The organism is Halomonas sp. McH1-25 (assembly GCF_022348165.1).
Taxonomy (GTDB): domain Bacteria; phylum Pseudomonadota; class Gammaproteobacteria; order Pseudomonadales; family Halomonadaceae; genus Modicisalibacter.
Genome location: NZ_JAKRFI010000001.1, coordinates 544149 through 558141 on the forward strand (window position 1 = coordinate 544149; position 13993 = coordinate 558141).

Genomic DNA, 13993 nt, shown 5'->3' on the forward strand with positions numbered 1-13993 from the left:
TTTTACCGCCTGCACAACGATCAACGATGTTCTGGAGAATGGGATGAGCGATCAGCAGCAGATGAACGTCGAAAGCTTCAACCTGGACCACACCAAGGTCAAGGCGCCCTATGTCCGTCTGGCTGGAATCAAGACCGGCGACAACGGCGACCATATCCACAAATACGACATGCGCTTCTGCCAGCCCAACCGTGAACACATGGAGATGCCGGCCCTGCACTCGCTGGAACATCTGATGGCGGAACTGTCGCGCAACCATAGCGACAAGGTCGTCGACATCAGCCCGATGGGTTGCCAGACCGGTTTCTACGTCGCGATGATCAATCACGACGACTACGACGACGTGCTCGACCTGCTGGCCAAGACATTGGAAGACGTTCTGGAAGCCAAGGAAGTCCCGGCCTGCAACGAAATGCAGTGCGGTTGGGCGGCCAGCCACAGCCTGGAAGGCGCCCAGGCGTTGGCCCGCAACTTCCTGGCCAAACGCAATGAATGGAACCAGGTATTCGCCTGATGCAGAAAATCGGAATCATTGGCGCCATGGCGGAAGAAGTCGCCCTGCTCGCCTCACGGCTGGACAATCGACGTACACGCGAGCATGTGGGTTCCACCTTTCACATCGGCCAGTTGCATGGAGTCGATGTAGTGATCCTCCAGTCGGGCATCGGCAAGGTGAATGCCGCCATAGGTACGACCCTGCTGCTCGACATGTACCAGCCCGAAGTCATTATAAATACGGGCTCGGCGGGCGGCTTCGGTAGCGACTTGCGGGTTGGCGACGTAGTGATCTCCACTGAAGTGCGCCATCACGACGTCGATGCGGTGGTCTTCGGCTATGAGCATGGACAGGTTCCTCGCATGCCGGCCGCCTATTTGCCAGACGACAGGCTGGTACGGGTCGCGCGGGATTGCATCGAAAGCCTGGGTCATTTGCGCGTACACGAAGGGCTGATCGCCACCGGCGACGCTTTCATGGCTTGTCCCGATGCCGTGCAGCGCACCCGCGAGCGTTTCCCGACCATGCTGGCGGCGGAAATGGAAGCGGCAGCCATTGCCCAGACCTGCCATCTGTACGGATGCCCCTTCGTAGTGATCCGCGCCTTGTCGGACATCGCCGGCAAGGAATCCAACGTTTCCTTCCAGCAGTTCATCGAACAAGCCGCCACGCACTCGGCGGAGATGGTCGAAGCCATGGTCAAACGCCTGGGCACGCCCCTCGAAGCCAGCGTCGAAGCCTGAGCCGGCCCTACTGGCAAATCACCCGGTTCGGTCAGTGAAAAACCGCAGCGCCAACACGGCGCCGCGGTTTTTCGTTCCAGACATCCTGCCTACCTTTCGAATACCCAACTCGTACCTTCGCGGGAATCCTTGAGTACGATGCCCATGGTAGCGAGTTCGTCACGGATACGGTCGGCCCGACCAAAGTCGCGCTGCACCTTGGCTTCGGCACGCGCAGCGATTCGCGCCTCGATCTCGGCTTCGGAAATCGGCAGGTTCGTCGCTCCCGCCTTGAGAAAAGCGGACGGCTCCTGGCCAAACAGCCCGAGGATACCGCCCAGGCGCTTCAGCTCGAATGCCAGGATCGGCGCCTGCTCGGGCGCTTCCTTACGCGCCCGATTCAGATCGCGAACCAGCTCGAACAGCACGGCAAGCGCCTCGGCGGTATTGAAGTCATCGTCCATCGCCTCGACGAATCGCGCCTGATAGCGCTCATCCACATCGCCCTGCACCGGCTCGATGCCCTCGAGCGCATTGTAGAAACGTTCCAAAGAACGTCGCGCCTCGTCGAGTGCATCGGGTGCATAGTTGATCGGACTGCGATAGTGGCTGGACAGCAACAGGTAACGAACCACCTCGGGATCGTGCACTTCAAGCACCTCCCGGATGGTGAAGAAATTGCCCAATGACTTGGACATCTTCTGCTGGTCGACTCTGACCGCGCCGGCATGCATCCAGGTATTGACGTAACGTTGACCGGTCGCCGCCTCGCTCTGGGCAATCTCGTTCTCGTGGTGCGGGAAGGTCAGGTCCGGCCCGCCGCCATGAATGTCGAACGTCTCCCCCAGACAGCAGGTCGACATGGCGGAACATTCGATGTGCCAGCCCGGGCGGCCGTTACCCCAAGGCGACGGCCAGCTCGCCTCGTCCGGCTTGGCCGCTTTCCAGAGTACGAAATCGAGCGGGTCTTCCTTGTGCGCTTCGACCTCGACACGCGCACCGGCACGCATCTCATCGAGATTGCGATTGTTGAGCTTGCCGTAGCCAGCGAACTTGCGTACCCGATAATAGACGTCGCCGTTGTCGGCGCGGTAGGCATATTCCTTCTCGATCAGTAGCTCGATCATGGCAATGATCTCATCGATATATGCCGTCGCCCGGGGTTCGCGGTCGGGACGCAGCACGCCAAGACGATCCTCGTCCTCATGCATGGCCGCGATCATGCGCTCGGTGAGGCTGACGATGGTTTCGCCATTCTCGTCGGCACGCTTGAGGATCTTGTCGTCGACGTCGGTGATATTGCGCACGTAGGTCACGTCGTAACCGCGTTCCCGCAGGTAACGGGTAATCACGTCGAACGCGACCATGACCCGCGCATGACCGATGTGGCAATAGTCGTAGACCGTGATGCCACACACGTACATGCGCACCTTGCCCGGCTCGATGGGACTGAAAGTCTCCTTGCGCCGGGTCAGGGTATTGTAGATCTGCATGCCACTCACCCCTTCTTCTGGATCTTGGCCCAGGTATCCTTGAGTCCCACGGTCCGGTTGAAGACACGCCTGCCCTCGGCCAAGGCATGCCGGTCAGCGCAGAAATAGCCCACCCGCTCGAACTGAAAGCGATCCTCGGGTCCGATTTCGGCCAGGCTCGGCTCGCCATAGCCTTCGACCACGCTCAGCGAGTTCTCGTTGAGGTGTTCGAGGAAATCGACGTCGCGGTCGCGATCCGGCGCCTCGACCTGGAACAGATTGTCATAGAGACGCACTTCGACCGGCACGGCATGCGCCGCACTGACCCAGTGAATCACGCCCTTGACCTTGCGCCCTTCGGGGTTCTTGCCGAGCGTGTCGAAATCCACCGAACAGCGCAGTTCCTCGATGTCGCCCGAGGCGCTCTTGATGACCTCGTCGCAGCGAATGACGTAGGCATTGCGCAGGCGAACTTCCTTGCCCGGCGCCAGGCGGAAGAACTTCTTGGGCGGCTCTTCCATGAAATCGTCGGCATCGATCCATATCTCGCGACTCAGCGGCAGCTTGCGCACGCCCATGTCGTCTCGTGCCGGATGCCCGGGCACCTCGAAGACCTCGTCATGATCTTCCGCGACATTGGTCAACACCACCTTGAGCGGCTTGAGCACGCACATGGCACGTGGCGCGTTGTCTTCCAGATCGGAGCGAATGGCGTGATAGAGCATCGCAATATCCACCATGCCACCCTCGGCACGGGTCACCCCGATCATGTCGCAGAACTTGCGGATCGAATTCGGCGTGTAGCCACGCCGGCGCATACCGGACACCGTCGGCATACGAGGGTCGTCCCAACCGTCGACGATCCCCTTGTCAACCAGCAGCTTGAGCTTGCGCTTTGAGGTAACGGTATAGTTCAGATTCAGCCGCGCGAACTCGATCTGGCGGGGGCGAGCCGGCACCGGCAGGTTCTCGAGGAACCAGTCGTAGAGCGGGCGGTGATCCTCGAACTCCAGCGTGCATAGCGAGTGAGTCACGCCTTCGATGGCATCCGACTGACCGTGGGCAAAATCGTAGGAGGGATAGATCTTCCACTTGTCGCCCGTCTGGTGATGACTGGCATGGCGGATACGATAGAGCACCGGATCGCGCAGGTTGATGTTGGGCGATGTCATGTCGATCTTGGCGCGCAGCACCTTCTCGCCTTCGGCGAACTCCCCGGTGCGCATGCGCTCCAGCAAGTCCAGGTTTTCTTCGGCAGAACGCTCACGATAGGGGCTCGGACGCCCCGGCTCGGTGAGCGTACCGCGGTATTCACGGATCTCCTCGGCGGACAGATCGTCGACGTATGCCTTGCCTTCGCGAATCAAGTGCTGCGCCCAGGCATAGAGCTGATCGAAGTAATCCGAGGCATAACGAACGTTGCCGGCCCATTGAAAGCCCAGCCATTCCACATCGGCCTTGATGGCATCGATGTAAGCCTGCTCTTCCTTGGCCGGGTTGGTGTCGTCGAAACGCAGATTACAACCACCGCCGAACTGCTCGGCAATCCCGAAATTCAGGCATATCGACTTGGCATGGCCGATATGCAGAAATCCATTGGGTTCCGGAGGGAAACGGGTGACGACGGTATCGACGGAGCCCGCTTCGATCTCTTCCCTGATCTGGTTGCGAATGAAATTCGGGGCGCTGGTACTCTCGGTGGTCATATGGTGTCCATGAACCTCTGGGATCGCGAATGGCGAAGCGGTAATGAACCCCGGCTTCGCGCGTAGAACGAAAGACGCTATTATAGCGCGACGCTCAAGCGCTTCGCCAAGGCGCACCATTTCTGACAGTTGAGAAACCTCCATGATCGTCCTGCATACCAATCACGGCGAGATCCACATCCAGCTCGATTACGAAAATGCCCCCAAGACGGCGGCAAATTTCGAGCAGTACGTGCGTGACGGCCATTTCGACAACACACTGTTCCATCGCGTGATTAACGGCTTCATGATCCAAGGCGGCGGTTTCGACCTCGATTTCGAGCAGAAGCCCACCCGCGAGCCGATCGAGAACGAAGCCGACAACGGCCTGAAGAACCGCAAGGGCACTCTCGCCATGGCCCGTACCCAGGATCCGCACTCGGCCACTGCCCAGTTCTTCATCAACGTGGCAGACAATGACTTCCTCGACCATCGTGGCAAGAACCTGCAGGGCTGGGGCTACTGTGTATTCGGCGAAGTGGTCGAAGGCATGGATGTCGTCGAGAGCATCAAGGACGTCCCGACGACCCGTCGCGGCATGCATGCCGACGTTCCCGCAGAAGACGTCGTCATCCAGCGCGCGGAAATCGTCGACTGAACGCTGAACTGATATTGAAGCGGCCCGCTACGGCGGGCCGTTTCATGACGAGGCCCTTGCCCTTGCATCAGGCAACGCCAGGACCGCCCCCGACCACTGACGGTACGGACGCATGACGATACGACTGATTTCCGACCTGCACCTGCATGCCGGTGCCCCCGAGATCGCCGAGGGATTCTTACGTTACCTCGATGAGCGCGGCCGTCATGCCGAATCGCTCTATATTCTCGGCGACTTCTTCGAAGCCTGGATCGGCGACGACTACCAGGGCGAATTCGAGGCCCGCATCATCGCGGCACTCAAGGACGTTAGCGATAGCGGCACGCAACTTTACTTCATGCACGGCAATCGCGACTTCCTGATCGGGGAGGGTTTTGCACAGGCCACCGGGTCGACGCTCCTGCCGGATCCCAGCATTGTCACGTTGGGAGACCAACGCATCCTACTGATGCATGGCGACAGCCTATGCACCCGTGACGAAACCTACATGAAGTTCCGCGCCATGGTTCGCGATCCACAGTGGCAGGCGCAGATTCTGGCCTTGCCCGTAGAACAACGGCTCGAACTGGCCCGCAGCCTGCGCAGCCAGTCAGGCGAGGCCAGTTCCAACAAGGCGGAAGACATCATGGATGTCACGCCGGAAGACGTCGTGCACGAAATGGCGCAACATAATGTGCGCACATTGATTCACGGCCATACCCACCGCCCCGCCGTACACGAACTACAGGTCGCTGGAGACGCGGCGAAACGTATCGTACTGGGCGACTGGCAACCTCACCAGGGCTGGGAAATCCGCATCGAAACGAATGGCCAGCCCGAGCTGCTTCAGTTCACTTTCTAAACGTCCGACCATTCGCGCCTGTACGCCAACGGGGCGCTGCCAACAGCAGCGCCCCGTATCGTTTTCGAATGCAAGCTCGGCTTCTCTACTCGGCGTTGATGGCGCGAGGGCTGGCCAGCTCATTCGGCGCACAATGATCGAGCAGCGTACGCCAGCGCCCCAAGACCGGCGCATCGCTTTGCGAAACCACGCCAAGCAGCCGGCGCAATGCCTCACGCGCATTCACGTCATTCGGGTCGACGGCCTCCAGCCAGAATTCCAACGCATAAAGCTCGTGATGAATGTTCTCGTGTTCACGTGCCTGCGCCAGCGCCTGTTCAGCCAGCTTGCGAACCGGCTCAGCGGGACGACCTAGCTGGTGATATAGCTTGGCCAGTTGAATGGAGAGCTCCGGCACATAAAGCGAATGGCGCTCGCATGCCATTAGCAGGCACTGATCGAGGTAATCTTCGCCACGCGACAGTTCGCCCAGAAACAGGCAAGCATCCACGTACCATAGCACCGGTCGCTGGTATCGCTCGCGTCCGACCAGTTCGAAAGACTCTTCCAACCCGGCTTCGATCATGGCCAGCCCGGCACGGTCACCGGTCAGGGCCTTGTGCCACCCCAGGGCACATTGGGCCGTCATGTGCCAGAGGTGCAAATCCGGCGTCTGCGTCAGCTCGAAGACGCGCTCCGCCCTGGCGCCTGCCAGATGCACATGCCCCAACTGCCGGTACAGCGACGCTGCAAACATCAGGGACATCGCCAGTGATCCGGGGTGGTTGAAGCGTTCGGCCAGCCGAATCGCAGCCTCGATCTGGACTTCGGCGTTGTGGTAATCGCCACGCAAGCACAATGCCCAACCCTGGTAGCAGGCCGCCGCCACCTGCGGATGGTCGGAGAATGGCAGCCACTCCAGCATCATCGATTGATTGAGCGGATCGATTTCCTGCAGATGGTCGTGCGCCTGCCGAATGCTTCCCGCCCAGTACTCGCAGTGAGCCTGGGCATACTCCGCCAGGCGGCGGTAGCGCGGGTCAGGGAGCTGCTGCGCCACGGCCGCCATGCGTGACGCCAACGAGAAGGCATCGGCATTGGCATATCGCTGACTGCAGCCCACCCAGAGCCCCCACTTGACCAGAAAACGCTGCTCGAGCTCGGTCTCTTCGTCGGCGCAGGGCGAACATTCGATCAGTTCACGCGCCTTGACGAAGCTTTCATGAGCAGTTGGCGAACCGTGCCCTTCCAGAGCGAAGGCGGCCTGCCCCTTGACGGTCAACAGGCTGATTTCGCGCTCGACCTGTTCGTCGACCTGACGCAAGCTGGCCAGGCCGGCATCCGCCATGCGCAGTGCCGTCCGGTTGGCACTGACCTTGAGCGCCTCCCGGGCCGCCAGTTCGAAATAGCGGGCTCCGCGTGCATAGTGCCCGCTGCGGCGCAAATGTGCGGCAAAGTCGCCCGGATTGCGACTGATCCACATCGGGAAACGCTCTTCGATCAGGCCGACGACCTGCTGATGGATGCGGGCACGAATGTCTCGGGGACAGGATAGATAGGCCGCCTCCTGGAGCAGCGGATGGGTAAACTGATATTCGAATTCACTGCCGGCCTCGCGACTCTCGATGATCTCGAGACGCACCATTTGCTCCAGCGCCTGCTTGAGACGCGCTTCCTCGATACCGCAGCACTCCCTGAGGAAGTCGAGGCGGAACTGACGGCCGAGTACCGCCGCCACGTGGGCAACATGCCGGTCGGTATCCAACTGGTCGATGCGACTGGCCAACAGCCCCAGCAAGCCATGAGGCAGCTCCTCGACCTGAACACTGCGGCCTTCACGACGATCCATGTCCAGTCGCCGGCAGATTTCCTGCAAGTAGAGAGGCACACCATCACAGCGTTCGATCAATTGGCTACGCAGGCGGGGGCTAAGGTGCAGGCGATAATGACGCGCCAGTTGCGACAACAGACGGGACGATTGCGTAGCGTCGAGACGCCCCAGCACGATCTGCTGATCCCAGTGCAGCTTGACCGGCAACGCTTCGCGACCATGGTAGCTGGTCACCAGCAGGAAAGGGCTATTGATCGGCAAGTGCGCCTGCAGTCCGGACAGCACCTTCAACGAAAGCTCATCGATCCACTGCAGGTCGTCGACCATGAGCACCAACGGCTTATCCTTCGTGATGTGCTTGATCAGACCATGCAACACCCGCACGACGAGGTCCACTGCTTCACCGTTCTGGGCAATGGTCAGGCGTTCTTCCGGCACCTCCACTCCCAGCGCCTGATAGAGCATGCGGCAACGGGCTTCATCGGCCAGCAGCGCGGTCTCGCCCTGCGCTTCCAACAAGGCTTGCAACGCATCGCCATTCGGCTCGCCCTGCCAATGCCAGCGCACCAGCGACCGGGCGACGCCATAAGGCTCCTGCATCGACATCCGAGTGGTCGATATCCAGCACAATGCGGCATCCTGGCTCTGCTCCAGCTGCCTGAAGCCCACCATCAACGCCGACTTCCCCATTCCCGAAGCGCCCTGCACCAACACACTCTGACGCAGGCCGATGCCGGCCCGGGCCAGGGCATCGCGCAACTTGCGTAGCGCATTCTCGCGACCGACCAACGCCGGCTGCAGAGTACTGCGCCCGCCCTCACCGGTGCCAAGCACCAGTGCACGCAAACGTATCTTGCCGTCACTGGCCACCAGCCGCGACGCCAGTCGGGGCTGCAGGTCGAGAGCCGGCGGCATGTGCTGGCTGGCCTCTTGCGAGATGACCAGTTCACTGCCCTCGGCAGCGCTCATCAACTCCAGGGAACGCTGCGTTACCTGCCCCAGGGGATCGATCAGTTGCCGCTCGGGCAGATAAACGACACGCCCGCTATGCAGTCCTGCAATGAGTGAAAACTGGGGTGCCGCCTTGTCACCGCTCCAGAGGCGTGCCGTTTCGTCCGGCAGGGCACGTCGGCAGTGCTCATAAAGCGCGACCAACTCGGCCAATTGGTGCGCCGGGCCGTGCGTGCCAAAGCACGCCAGCCCCAGGCCGCCTGTCGCTCCGGGCAACCAGAACCCTCCCAGATGATGGCACTGCCGTTCCAGCCAGCGCAGCAGCTCGATTTGCAGCGCCAGACAGGCGCGAACCTCGCTCCGCTCCTCCCATTCCCCGTGCAAGCTCAGGCGAATCGCCATCACGGAAAGCTGCCTGTGATCGATTTCCTCGTCACGCAGTGGCTGGCTATCCATGTTGAGTGCACGCGAATAGGCACCCTGAGGCGTGACCGGCTGTGGCTCCACCGGCGCATCGGACCAATAACGCGCCAGTTGCAGAATGCCGGGATCGGGCTGCTGTCCTGCCAAGGCCAACAGCTGCAGGTAGGCATTATATTCTTCGTGCGCTGCGGCGGACTGGCCCTGATCGATCAGTTGCCGAATCAAGCGTTCATGAAAAGGGGCATAGCCCGAAAAACGGCTTACCAGGGTACGTAGCAACGTATCGGGAATGTCAGCGGCCGAGTTGACGACCTGCTCGGCATAGGCAATGACGCGCTGACGCCACTCGCCGCGGATTCGCACCAACCAGCGCTGATATTCGGCACATTGGGTGAGCTGGAGTTCCTCCGCCAGATCGCCCCGGTAGAGAGCGAGCAATTTCTCGAGTCGCACGACATCGGGCGGCTCGGCCAAGAGCGCATCGACCTGATGCAGGTCGAATCGCCACCGTTCCGGCAACTGGAACGCGATGGTTTGACGGGACACTACCAGCACGCGCTCGGCATCGTCCCCCAGGCTCTGGCGCAGGCAATGCAGCGCATGACGCAGATTGGTTCGCCCCGAGGACAGCCCCTGGTCGGGCCATAGCAGTTCGGCTAGCGTGGCACGATTCACCGGCTGGCCTTGCAACAGCAGATGGACCAGCAGTGCCTTGACCTTGTCGTAGCTGAATTGAGTGAGCGTATCCCCACCCAGGCTCAAGGAAAAGTGACCGAACAGCGTTAACTGGGTATTGACGGAATCGGTCCGCATCATTGTTGTCAGTTCCTGCATTGTTCTGTCGACGACTGCAAGGCGTCACCGCCCAACCCTAGCTGCCTCAGGCCGCGGCAGGCAAACCGCTATGGAAACGGAAGACCGTATCCGGCGCCTCGATCAACTCACGCTCGCGTTCAGCGAAAAACGCGATACGCGCGTCGATGGAATCGGTGGCAAAGTATCGAGCCAACATCAAATAATCTTCGTAATGACGCCCTTCCGACTTAACCAGAGAGCGATAGAACTTGGCAAGCTCGTCATCGAGACGCGGTATCAGCCGGGCGAAACGTTCGCAACTGCGTGCCTCGATGAAAGCCCCGACGATCAAAATGTCGATAAGACGCTCGGGATCGTCGCGACGTACATGGCTGCGCAGCCCTTCGGCATAGCGCGCCGCACTGAGATGGCGGTAAACGACACCGCGCGCCTCCATCAGCTTGACCACCTGCTCGAAGTGCAGGAGCTCCTCTCGAGCCAATTGCGACATCTTTGTCAACAATAAAGGGCGATCGACATAACGATACATCAGGCTCATGGCAGTCGATGCCGCCTTCTTCTCGCACTGCGCATGATCGATCAACAGCAGCTCCTGATTGGCCAAGGCAGCGTCACACCAAGCCTCAGGCGTGGCACAGGGCAAAAAATCGAGCAGTTCGGCAGGCAGCAACGCCTCTACGGTATCGGACATGGTCGTCATCATATTGGTTGATCGAGTCGCTGTGCCTGGCTGCGCTTCTGTGCATGCTCGAGCAATGCCAAGCTAATCGACTCATACATTTCATCGGCAGAGAGCGACAAACCTTTACCGCACGGCTGCAGGCCGTAACGGGTCAGGTCGACGATTCGGGTCCGCCCGACACGTAACAGTTCGACCGCCCGCGACAACGGTGGCTGGTTCTCGCGAAAGCGAACGCGATGGCGGACGAGTTGCACTTCGAGCGTCTCGGCACTGGTAACTTGCAGAAACTCTCCTGCAATCGCTACCCGGAGCCCGTCCAATTCGGCCATACGCCGGCGTCGCTCATCATCGTCGTAAGCGAACCAGTCACGTATTTCACTGTCGCTGCGCTGGCACCCCCGGCAGGCAGTGTCCCCCACTGTGGTGGAACACAACCCGACGCAGGGAGAAGCGATACGTTGCGTCATGGCAGATCCTCTTCAAGCGCCTCATGGTAACGCGACAATTTCATGTCAGCGATAGCGAAAACAGCGGTTCTTGTCGTTGCGCTACACCGCGGCGACCAAAGTGGAACGCCAAGCAGGCGGGCTTCGCTTAACATTGTCGACATTCTCGCGTAGAATCGCGGCGGCCTGTCAGCGGTCGGGGTCGCCTGTCATCGGGTCGCCTTTCATCGACATGAGTCGATGTACCCCTCCTCCGATCGCTCATGGAATCCGAAAAATAGATGAGGATCCCCAACGTGCTTGAAGCCTACCGCCAACATGTCGAGGAGCGCGCTGCCGAGGGCGTGCCGCCGAAGCCGCTCAACGCCGAGCAGACCGCTGCGCTGGTCGACCTCCTCAAGAACCCGCCGGCGGGTGAGGAGCAGTTTCTCCTCGAACTGATCACCGATCGCGTTCCCCCCGGTGTCGATGAGGCCGCCTATGTCAAGGCCGGTTTTCTCACCGCCATCGCCAAGGGCGAAGCCGAATCGCCACTGATCGACAAGATTCATGCGGTCAAGCTGTTGGGGACCATGCAGGGTGGCTATAACATCGCCACCCTCGTCGAGTTGCTCGACGACGCCAGCCTCGCCAAGGAAGCCGGCGAACAACTCAAGCACACCCTGCTGATGTTCGATGCCTTCCACGACGTCGCCGATCGAGCCAAGGCCGGCAACGCCGTCGCCAAGGACGTCCTGCAATCCTGGGCCGACGCCGAGTGGTACCTGGCCAAGCCGGCGCTTGCCGACAAGATCACGCTGAGCGTATTCAAGGTCCCCGGCGAAACCAACACCGACGACCTGTCACCGGCACCGGATGCCTGGTCTCGTCCGGACATCCCGCTGCACGCCAACGCCATGCTCAAGAACGAGCGCGAAGGCATCCAGCCTGAGGTGCCCGGCACCAAGGGCCCGCTGGCCCAGATCGACGAAGTCAAGGCCAAGGGGTATCCGGTCGCTTACGTCGGTGACGTAGTCGGCACCGGCTCCTCACGCAAGTCCGCCACCAACTCCGTGCTGTGGTTCTTCGGCGACGACATTCCGTTCGTACCCAACAAGCGCGCCGGTGGCTTCTGCTTCGGCGGCAAGATCGCCCCGATCTTCTTCAATACCATGGAAGATGCCGGCGCTCTGCCCATCGAGATGGATGTCTCGCAGATGGCCATGGGCGACGTCATCGACGTCTACCCCTACGAGGGCAAGGTTTGCCGTCATGGTACCGACGAGGTACTGACCACCTTCGAACTCAAGACCCGCGTGATTCTCGACGAAGTGCGTGCCGGCGGTCGCATTCCGCTGATCATCGGTCGCGGTCTGACCGACAAGGCACGCAACGAACTCGGCCTGGGTCCGTCCGACGTGTTCAAGACGCCGGAGCAGCCGGCTGACAGCGGCAAGGGCTTCACCCTGGCCCAGAAGATGGTCGGCAAGGCCTGCGGCATGGACGGTGTGCGCCCCGGCATGTACTGCGAGCCGAAGATGACCACCGTCGGTTCTCAGGACACCACCGGCCCGATGACCCGCGACGAACTCAAGGATCTCGCCTGTCTGGGCTTCCAGGCCGACCTGGTGATGCAGTCGTTCTGTCATACCAGCGCCTACCCCAAGCCGGTCGACGTGGAAACCCACCACACCCTGCCCGACTTCATCATGAACCGTGGCGGCGTGTCGCTGCGTCCGGGTGACGGCATCATCCATTCGTGGCTGAATCGCATGCTGCTGCCCGATACGGTGGGCACCGGCGGCGACTCCCACACCCGCTTCCCGATGGGCATCTCGTTCCCGGCAGGTTCCGGCCTGGTGGCCTTCGCCGCCGCCACCGGCGTCATGCCGCTGGATATGCCGGAGTCGGTATTGGTGCGCTTCAAGGGCGAGCGCCAGCCCGGCATCACCCTGCGCGACCTGGTGCATGCCATCCCGTTGTATGGCATCAAGCAGGGGCTGCTGACCGTCGAGAAGTCCGGCAAGAAGAATGCCTTCTCGGGTCGCATCCTGGAGATCGAAGGTCTCGAGGATCTCACCGTCGAGCAGGCCTTCGAACTCTCCGACGCGTCTGCCGAGCGCAGTGCCGCGGGCTGCACCATCACCCTGTCCGAAGACAGCGTGAGCGAATACCTCAAGTCGAACATCACGCTGCTCAAATGGATGATCGCCAACGGTTACGGCGACGTGCGTACCCTGGAACGCCGTATCCTGGCCATGGAAGAGTGGCTGGCCAACCCGAGTCTGATGCGTGCCGACAAGGACGCCGAGTATGCCGAGGTCATCGAGATCGATCTCAGCGAGATCACCGAGCCCGTGCTCTGTGCACCCAACGATCCCGACGATGCCCGTCTGCTTTCCGACGTGGCCGGCGAGACCATCGACGAAGTGTTCATCGGCTCGTGCATGACCAACATCGGCCACTTCCGTGCCGCGGGCAAGCTCTTGGAAAAGCAGCCGGCCGGTAGCCTGAAGACCCGCCTGTGGCTGGCGCCGCCGACCAAGATGGACCAGCACCAGTTGACCGAAGAAGGTTATTACGGCATTTATGGTCGTGCCGGAGCACGGATGGAAATGCCGGGCTGCTCGCTGTGCATGGGTAACCAGGCCCGTGTCGCGCCCAAGTCCACCGTAGTCTCGACCTCGACCCGCAACTTCCCCAATCGTCTGGGCGACGGCGCCAATGTCTATCTGGCCTCAGCCGAGTTGGCCGCAGTGGCTGCCGTGGTTGGCCGCCTGCCGTCGGTCGAGGAATACATGGGCTACATGGGCGAGTTCAATGCCATGGCCGGTGAAATTTATCGATACATGAACTTCCATGAGATCGAGGAATATCAGAAGATGGCCTCGAACGTGATTCCTGTCGCACAGGAAGCCTGATTCTTTGGTTCCGATGCTCGCACCATCGCTGGGACGCTAGGTGTCCTAGAGCCGAAGACCGAAGCGCCCCGTCCATGACGGGGCGCTTTTT

10 protein-coding genes are annotated in these 13993 nt (G+C 60.9%); 5 read left to right on the plus strand and 5 right to left on the minus strand.

What is annotated here, in order from left to right:
* The first annotated feature begins 43 nt into the window (after positions 1-43).
* Complete coding sequence (locus MHM84_RS02710) at positions 44-514, plus strand: S-ribosylhomocysteine lyase (RefSeq protein ID WP_239262164.1); 471 nt, start codon at positions 44-46, stop codon at positions 512-514.
* The gene (gene mtnN / locus MHM84_RS02715; protein WP_239262166.1) at positions 514-1239 is read left to right on the plus strand and encodes a 5'-methylthioadenosine/S-adenosylhomocysteine nucleosidase; all 726 of its coding nucleotides are present in this window, start codon (positions 514-516) and stop codon (positions 1237-1239) included. Before MHM84_RS02710 ends, mtnN begins: the two co-directional genes overlap by 1 nt.
* Before the next feature lie 89 nt (positions 1240-1328).
* Here mtnN and cysS read toward each other — a convergent pair whose 3' ends face one another.
* Positions 1329-2711: a cysteine--tRNA ligase gene (gene cysS, locus MHM84_RS02720; protein WP_239262168.1), complete on the minus strand. Its 1383-nt coding sequence runs from the start codon at positions 2709-2711 to the stop codon at positions 1329-1331.
* Between the two features lie 5 nt (positions 2712-2716).
* Complete coding sequence (locus tag MHM84_RS02725; RefSeq protein WP_239262170.1) at positions 2717-4396, minus strand: glutamine--tRNA ligase/YqeY domain fusion protein; 1680 nt, start codon at positions 4394-4396, stop codon at positions 2717-2719.
* A gap of 142 nt (positions 4397-4538) precedes the next feature.
* Here MHM84_RS02725 and MHM84_RS02730 point away from each other — a divergent pair, with 142 nt between their 5' ends.
* Positions 4539-5033, plus strand: a complete 495-nt coding sequence (locus MHM84_RS02730; protein WP_239262172.1) for a peptidylprolyl isomerase — start codon at positions 4539-4541, stop codon at positions 5031-5033.
* Positions 5034-5145: 112 nt separating this feature from the next.
* Positions 5146-5874: a UDP-2,3-diacylglucosamine diphosphatase gene (locus MHM84_RS02735; RefSeq protein WP_239262174.1), complete on the plus strand. Its 729-nt coding sequence runs from the start codon at positions 5146-5148 to the stop codon at positions 5872-5874.
* An 85-nt stretch (positions 5875-5959) separates the two neighbouring features.
* Here the strand turns inward: MHM84_RS02735 and MHM84_RS02740 are convergent, their stop codons facing one another.
* The 3 genes from MHM84_RS02740 to MHM84_RS02750 all read right to left on the minus strand — a co-directional run bounded on the left by MHM84_RS02740 (position 5960) and on the right by MHM84_RS02750 (position 11023).
* A complete protein-coding gene (locus MHM84_RS02740) occupies positions 5960-9874 on the minus strand; it encodes an AAA family ATPase (protein ID WP_239262176.1) in 3915 nt (1304 codons plus the stop codon).
* A 64-nt stretch (positions 9875-9938) separates the two neighbouring features.
* Complete coding sequence (locus MHM84_RS02745) at positions 9939-10574, minus strand: tRNA-(ms[2]io[6]A)-hydroxylase (protein ID WP_239263799.1); 636 nt, start codon at positions 10572-10574, stop codon at positions 9939-9941.
* On the minus strand, positions 10574-11023 hold the full coding sequence (locus MHM84_RS02750; protein WP_239262178.1) for a DUF1289 domain-containing protein: 450 nt from the start codon (positions 11021-11023) through the stop codon (positions 10574-10576). Before MHM84_RS02750 ends, MHM84_RS02745 begins: the two co-directional genes overlap by 1 nt.
* A 275-nt stretch (positions 11024-11298) precedes the next feature.
* Between MHM84_RS02750 and acnB the strand changes: the two genes are divergently transcribed.
* Entirely contained in the window at positions 11299-13902 is a 2604-nt protein-coding gene (acnB, locus tag MHM84_RS02755) for a bifunctional aconitate hydratase 2/2-methylisocitrate dehydratase (protein WP_239262180.1), read from the plus strand.
* The last annotated feature ends 91 nt before the right edge of the window (positions 13903-13993 follow it).